The sequence below is a fragment of the Acinetobacter sp. YH01019 genome, from assembly GCF_013420285.1.
In the GTDB taxonomy this organism is placed as follows: domain Bacteria; phylum Pseudomonadota; class Gammaproteobacteria; order Pseudomonadales; family Moraxellaceae; genus Acinetobacter; species Acinetobacter gandensis.
In genome coordinates, this window is the sequence record NZ_VOYM01000021.1 from 37,521 (window position 1) to 44,131 (window position 6,611).

Below are 6,611 nucleotides of genomic sequence, written 5' to 3' on the forward strand. Positions count from 1 at the left end.
AGGCAAATGCCACATCAACATACCGGCATCGACAAGGCACAAATCCTGACGGAAGCTTTACCGTATATTCAACGTTTTTCGGGTAAAACGCTGGTGGTGAAGTACGGTGGTAATGCCATGACTGATCCTGAGCTTGAGAGCTCATTTGCACGTGATATCGTGTTGTTAAAAACAGTCGGTCTAAACCCAATTGTCGTGCATGGCGGTGGCCCACAGGTTGATTCATTCCTGAAACAGCTGGGTCGTGAGTCTGACCGTATTGATGGTATGCGTGTAACAGATCCTGCAACGATGGAAGTTGTAGAGATGGTGTTGGGCGGCAGCGTGAATAAATCGATCGTGAATTTGATTAACAAACACGGTGGTCGTGCGATTGGCTTAACCGGTAAAGACGGCAACCTGATTCGTGCACAAAAATTATTGATGGAAAAAACTACCGAAGATGGTTCTGTGCAACAAATCGACCTTGGCTTAGTAGGCGAAGTGGTTGGTGTGAAAACTGATGTGCTTGAAATGTTCACACAAAGTGATTTCATTCCTGTGATTGCGCCACTTGGTGTAGATGAAGAAGGCAATACATACAACATCAATGCTGACCTTGTTGCTGGTAAAGTGGCTGAAGCGCTTGGCGCGGAAAAGTTGATTTTATTGACCAATATCACAGGCGTATTGGACGAAAATAAAAACTTATTAACTGGTTTAACCACGCAAGAAGTTGACCGTCTGATTGAAACTGGCGTGATTTATGGCGGCATGATTCCTAAAGTCGGATGTGCGCTAGATGCAGTAAAAGGTGGCGTGATCAGTGCGCATATTGTCGATGGTCGAGTTCCACATGCGACATTGCTTGAAATTTTTACTGATCATGGTGTAGGGACGCTGATTACCAACCGTGCGAATGTGAAAAAAGCTTAAGATGCTTAGCATGTTTTGATAAATAATAAAAAAGCCTCATTTGAGGCTTTTTTATTATTTATCAAATAGCTGTTGGACTCAAATGCAATGATGAAGTATGTAATCTGACGACAAAGGCACAAAAATAGCATCAGCAATGATTTTAACGATTTACAAGTGCTAAAAAGGTCATGCACAATAGTGAAATCATAGATTTACTAGCTTGATGATAGAACATGTGCCAGCTGCTCGGAATGAATTGTGCGACACCCACCGATATTACTTTTTCATTTCGGGGCTTTTCGCAGCGAGCAGGGGTCACATCAGATCATTGTGACGGCTTTGGTATTGCTTTTTTTGAAGATAAAGCTTGTCGTTTATTTGTCGACAATCAATCTGCTGTAGAATCACCGATTGCGGAACTTATTCGTAATTACCCAATCAAATCACGTAATGTGATTGCCCACATTCGTAAAGCCACGCAAGGTAAAATCAACCTCGAAAACTCACACCCTTTTAGTCGTGAACTATGGGGTAGACAGTGGATATTCGCGCATAATGGTGACTTGCATGGCTTTCAGCCTGAGCTGACTGGTCGTTTTACCCCTGTCGGTAATACGGACAGCGAGCTGGCGTTTTGTTATTTGCTTGAACAACTGGTGAAACGTTTCGGCTATACCGAACCTACATTGGATCAAATCTTCGATTTACTATTAGAGATCTCTCCGCAAATTGCTGAGCATGGTACTTTTAATTTTTGTCTATCTAATGGGCAAGCCTTATTTAGTTATGCCATCACCAAATTACATTGGCTCGTGCGTGAATATCCATTTCAGCCCGCACAGCTTATTGATTTAGATGTAGAAGTGGATTTTAGTGAAGTTACGACAGCGGATGACCGTGTAGCTGTGATTACGACTGAGCCATTAACTCAAAATGAAGTTTGGCAGCCCTATCAACCTGGCGAAATGATTTTATTTCAGCATGGCCGACCAATCCGCTCTGCGCTCACATATATCGAACGTTTAGAACGTGAACGCCTTGATCCATCGTTGAAACGTGTCACACGCGCAGATCAATATTAAATACAGTTAATTTGACATGAACAGTATTCATGCAGAGTTGAATACTGTTTAATTAAGAAAAATTGAATATATATTTATAACATATTGAATTGATTAAAAAATATCTGATCTTTATGGTCGGGATAAATTAAATTTACATAATAAAAACAAACAATTACATTTAAATTAGCAGTTAAAGCGATAAAACCAACCTTTTCACTTCATTTTTATTTAAGTGCTTTATCTATATGATGAATTTTACGTGATAAGTCTTTTATATTTGCAGGTGGTCGTAATGAAAATGAAATGGGTTCCAGAATATAATACTGGCATCGATGTGATTGACGATCAGCACAAACGTATTCTTGATTACATCAATGAAATCGATGGTATTGACGCTAATACTGATCGTGACCGTGTAAAACAAATTTTGGAAAACATTATTGATTACACACAGTCGCACTTTACTTTTGAAGAGTCTTTACAAGAAGAAGCGGGTTATAAATACCGTGTACCACATAAGCGTGTACATGATTTATTTATTAAAAAGATTGAATCTTACCGTGATCGTTTTGAAATGGGTCAAGCGATTGAAGGCGAACTACATGAAGTGCTTTCTAAATGGTTGATTAATCATATTCAACACGATGATGCAGACTACGTAGGTGCAGTGAAAGAAAATATGATGGGTATCATCAAAGAAAAAGAGAAGAAAAAAGGTAAAAATTGGTTCGCTCGTTTCTTTTCTTAAGGGTGAAATCGAGATAAAAAAAATTAAAATCTAATAAAAAATTTGCGCAGCAAATCATCTTAACGGTGGTTTGCTTTTTGTTTTTGATTTTCATAGCTCGGCAAGGCAAAATAGCACAAGAATTTTTAAAGGAATCTGTCATGCAGGACAATGCGATGTCAAAGTGGTTATCGCCTCTAATGGCATTCTGTTTATCTTTTATTATTATTGCAACGCTTGCACCAGTAACAGGTATTCAGATTGAACGTCAGTTAGATTTTTGGCTGTTATGGCTCGGTACAATGCTTATTTTGGCTTTGCCTGTATGCTATTTAGAAATTGCACTTGCGAAACGTTCAAAGACCACTGCTGTTCAAGCGCTTTCAAGTCTAACACGTGATGCTGATGCTTCACCGAAATGGCGTTTAGTCGGCTGGTTAGCTGTCGTATTCATTCCATTTTTAGCAGGTGGAATGTTGTCTGCTGCTGCACAATATGTCGGTGTACATGCGCTAAATAATGGATCGCATAGTTTGATTTTGGCGGTATTGGCTGTAATTGCATTTGCTTTTTCTTTTATTCCACGCCAGTTCTTGGTGATTGTTACCGCGCTTGCAGTAATCGCATCTTTAATTGTAGCGAATGTTATGGGAACAGCGTTGCCAGAATGGAAGATGACTGCACTTGAATTTAGCGAATGGGGCAATGCAACAGTATTGGCATTGGTTGCTAGTGGTTTAGGTTTAGGATTGTATTGGCAGTCAAGTTTGCCCGCAGTAAAACAACAAGATATTGCAACTAAAACCGTATTTCCAATTTGGATTGCGCAACTGTTGGCTGTGATTGCATTTGCATATTTTGCTGCAAAAGCGCAAGTTCCTGCATTGGCTTTGGTTGTCGGGCTAGTAGCGGCTGCTGCATTACTGGTGCAAATGGCACGTGAACAATTACAACAGCGTCAATTAGCAGTGATTGTGCAATGGGCTGTTTTAGCGATTGCTGTATTGGTGTGGACATTAAATGCAGTTGTGCCAGTATTAAATATAGCGCTATTGGTTTGGGGCTTGATCATTTGCTTGATCTACGCGATCTTTGCAGGCTGGATTATGAAAATAAGCCATTTGCGTAAATCTATGAATTTTAGCAGTGAAGTTTTTTATAATATTTGGCGGATAGCGGTACGAATCGTATTGCCATTGTCGATTGTACTTGCATTGGTTTCTGTACTTGGACAGTTAATCTAATGACTATCATCGAACAAGTTTGGATTGCTTATGCGGGTGAGGCTCAGCAGTATTTGATCCCGCTGGCATTTACCCCTGGTATGACAGCACTACAGGCAATTGAACAAAGTGGTATTCGTCAGCAAGTTGAATTGCCCGATGAGTTACCCGTTGGTATTTTTGGCACGCGTTTAAAGGACTTAAATCAGGTATTAGAAGCCGGTGATCGTGTTGAAATCTATCGTGCATTAACCATTAATCCAAAGGATATTCGTCGTAATCGAGCGAAGAAAAATCCGGTGGGGCGTTATTGTCGAGGTAATCGCTTTAAACAATTGTACTCATAAAAAAAACCCCTTATTTAAGGGGTTTATTTTTATCTTAAAGCGACTATAGTGGTGGCGCATTTAAAATTGCTTCTTTAGAACCTGGTAAGCCTGGTTGAGATTCAGGAATCGTTTCCAGTCCTTCAACTTGTTGCACAATACCATTTTGATCGAAGAAGATTTTTAGGTGTTGACCGTGTGCGGCAGGAATCTTGGCTTTTTTAGCATATGTTCCTGGGGTATACTTATAAATGTAGTCCCAACGTAGCGGATTCATGGGATCGGCAATGGTTGGACTACCTAGCAAAAAGCGGACTTGTTGGTGGCTCATTCCCACCTGAATTTTAGATGCTTGTGCTTGTGTTAATGGTGTACCTTGTGGAATATCAACTTTATAAACGCCCAAGGTCGAACAGCCTACGAGCAATGAAGTGACGAATAACGTCAGCATGATTTTTTGCATTTTGCTAAACTATCCCAAATTAATTATGATGCATTTGATCCAAGGATAGATCATACTGCATCTAAACTTTGTTGCATATTCCAACTTTAATTTTGTTGAGAGACCTTTTTTCATGCCTATTTCAAACCAAGATTTACGCAAAGCTGGACTTAAAGTAACACTTCCACGAATTAAAATTTTGGAATTGCTTGAAAATTCAAGACAACATCACTTAAGTGCGGAAGATATTTATAAAACTTTACTCGAACAGGGTGAAGATGTGGGTTTAGCAACTGTGTATCGCGTGTTAACACAGTTCGAAGCTGCAGGTATCATCCAGCGCCATCATTTTGAGAATAACCATTCAGTTTTTGAAATTATGCAAGAAGATCATCACGATCATATTGTGTGCCAAAACTGTAATAAAGTGGTTGAATTCACCAATGACGTGATTGAACATGAACAACATGAAGTGGCTAAAAAGTTCGGCTTTGAACTTACAGGTCACTCTTTAAACCTATATGGTTATTGCGATGCGCCTGCTTGTCAGGAAGCATATCGTAAAAAATAAACTAACATTTGTTAGTTTAGAATGAATAAAAAAACAGACTTCATTTTGAAGTCTGTTTTTTTATATTCTGAATATAGCTCAAACTTAATGTTGACCATCAAAGGTAATATTCGAATTGGCACGAAGTAAATGTTCGCCACCTTCTTCCGATAATTTGATTTGTAAACGTAGATCGTTAGGTGAGTCGGCATGTTTCAGCGCATCTTTATAACTGATCTGTTTAGCTTTATATAAATCATACAAAGCTTGGTCAAAGGTTTGCATGCCCAATTCACGCGAGCGTTTCATCAGGTCTTTAATTTCATGTACTTCACCTTTACGGATAAGGTCTGAAATTAATGGCGAGTTAATCAAAATTTCAATGGCTGCACGACGTGAGTTACCATCAATCGTTGGAATAAGCTGTTGCGCAACCATCGCCTTTAAGTTTAAAGACAAGTCCATAAACAACTGACTGTGACGATCTGCTTCAAAGAAGTGGATAATACGGTCAATGGCTTGGTTGGCGTTGTTGGCATGCAGGGTCGCAAAAACCAAGTGACCAGTTTCTGCGAAAGCAATGGCATAGTCCATGGTTTCGCGTGAACGAATCTCACCAATCAAGATCACGTCAGGTGCCTGACGCAGGGTATTTTTTAGTGCAACTTCAAATGAGTCGGTATCAATACCCACTTCACGTTGGGTAATGATACAACCACGATGTTGGTGTACAAATTCAATCGGATCCTCAATGGTAATGATATGACCTTTGGTATTTTCATTACGATAACCAATTAATGACGCCAATGACGTTGATTTACCAGTACCCGTTGCACCTACAAAGATAATAATGCCACGCTTAGTCATCGCTAATTCTTTGAGAATCGGCGGTAATTTCAGCTCGTCCATGGTTGGAATAACGGTTTCAATACGACGAAGCACCATACCGGGCTGGTCGCGTTGTTGAAATGCACTGACACGAAAACGCGCGGATTTGCTGTTATTACTAATCGCAAAGTTACATTCGCGAGTATCTGCAAATTCCTTACGCTGTTTTTCCGACATAATGGAATTTAAAATTTGACCAACCATTGGCCCCGGAAGTTTGGTTGAGCCAATAGGCAGAATTTGACCATTAATTTTAATGGACGGTTCTACATCGGCTGTAATGAATAAATCCGATGCTTTCTTTTCGACCATATAGTCAAGTAAGCCGTTAAAATCCATAACGTGAGCCCCAAATTAAAAAATAAAATTTTATCACTTGGAGCGTAAAACCTCGTGGTTCAGCACGAGGATATAAGCGACTGGCGTAAGCCATACGACATGGAATGTCGTATTAAATATCTTTGTTGTTCATTACTTAAAATATTATTGTTAAA

General features: G+C 39.6%; 8 protein-coding genes. 6 read left to right on the top strand and 2 right to left on the bottom strand.

The window, feature by feature from the left end:
* The first annotated feature begins 6 nt into the window (after positions 1-6).
* The 5 genes from argB (at position 7) to FTT84_RS07350 (ending at position 4,258) form a co-directional block, all read left to right on the top strand.
* Positions 7-915: an acetylglutamate kinase gene (gene argB, locus FTT84_RS07330; RefSeq protein WP_067766202.1), complete on the top strand. Its 909-nt coding sequence runs from the start codon at positions 7-9 to the stop codon at positions 913-915.
* Between the two features lie 215 nt (positions 916-1,130).
* Positions 1,131-1,979: a class II glutamine amidotransferase gene (locus FTT84_RS07335; protein WP_180080662.1), complete on the top strand. Its 849-nt coding sequence runs from the start codon at positions 1,131-1,133 to the stop codon at positions 1,977-1,979.
* A 274-nt stretch (positions 1,980-2,253) separates the two neighbouring features.
* The gene (locus tag FTT84_RS07340; protein ID WP_180058818.1) at positions 2,254-2,709 is read left to right on the top strand and encodes a bacteriohemerythrin; all 456 of its coding nucleotides are present in this window, start codon (positions 2,254-2,256) and stop codon (positions 2,707-2,709) included.
* 140 nt (positions 2,710-2,849) lie between these two features.
* Complete coding sequence (locus FTT84_RS07345; protein WP_180080664.1) at positions 2,850-3,932, top strand: hypothetical protein; 1,083 nt, start codon at positions 2,850-2,852, stop codon at positions 3,930-3,932.
* Complete coding sequence (locus FTT84_RS07350) at positions 3,932-4,258, top strand: RnfH family protein (RefSeq protein ID WP_180080666.1); 327 nt, start codon at positions 3,932-3,934, stop codon at positions 4,256-4,258. Before FTT84_RS07345 ends, FTT84_RS07350 begins: the two co-directional genes overlap by 1 nt.
* 43 nt (positions 4,259-4,301) lie before the next feature.
* On the opposite strand, the gene FTT84_RS07355 is transcribed toward FTT84_RS07350, so the two are convergent.
* A complete protein-coding gene (locus FTT84_RS07355) occupies positions 4,302-4,700 on the bottom strand; it encodes an outer membrane protein assembly factor BamE (RefSeq protein ID WP_067766222.1) in 399 nt (132 codons plus the stop codon).
* A 112-nt stretch (positions 4,701-4,812) separates the two neighbouring features.
* Between FTT84_RS07355 and fur the strand changes: the two genes are divergently transcribed.
* Positions 4,813-5,250, top strand: coding sequence for a ferric iron uptake transcriptional regulator (gene fur, locus FTT84_RS07360; RefSeq protein ID WP_067766225.1), 438 nt, complete (start codon positions 4,813-4,815; stop codon positions 5,248-5,250).
* A gap of 84 nt (positions 5,251-5,334) precedes the next feature.
* Here the strand turns inward: fur and FTT84_RS07365 are convergent, their stop codons facing one another.
* The gene (locus FTT84_RS07365; RefSeq protein WP_067766228.1) at positions 5,335-6,456 is read right to left on the bottom strand and encodes a PilT/PilU family type 4a pilus ATPase; all 1,122 of its coding nucleotides are present in this window, start codon (positions 6,454-6,456) and stop codon (positions 5,335-5,337) included.
* Between the last annotated feature and the right edge of the window lie 155 nt (positions 6,457-6,611).